Origin of the sequence: Pseudomonas baetica, from assembly GCF_019733355.1 — a bacterium.
Lineage (GTDB): Bacteria > Pseudomonadota > Gammaproteobacteria > Pseudomonadales > Pseudomonadaceae > Aquipseudomonas > Aquipseudomonas baetica_A.
The window spans coordinates 1-244 of sequence record NZ_JAIHLQ010000198.1; the positions used below are offsets into that span (position 1 = coordinate 1).

Annotated in this window: 1 pseudogene; it reads left to right on the plus strand. The window is 57.4% G+C overall.

The features are described from left to right. Nucleotides 1-8: 8 nt before the first annotated feature. Nucleotides 9-244, plus strand: a pseudogene (locus K5E40_RS35885) (type VI secretion system tip protein VgrG); the annotation flags it as partial.

Consider the following 244-nt stretch of genomic DNA (forward strand, 5'->3'; position numbering starts at 1 on the left):
ATAAGCGTATGTTCCGGCCGGCCAATGCGGCGCATTTCTCGTTGCAGATTCCTGCGATCCGTCACGACTTCAAGGTGCTGGCCTTCAGCGGCACCGAAGCAATCAGCACGCTTTACGGCATCCACATTGAACTGGTCAGCGAGCACCCGGACTTCGATCTGGAGAGCTTGCTCAGCCAACCGGCGTTTCTGCAATTTGGCCATAACGGCGAAGGCATTCACGGGCGCATCGAAGACGTGCTGGT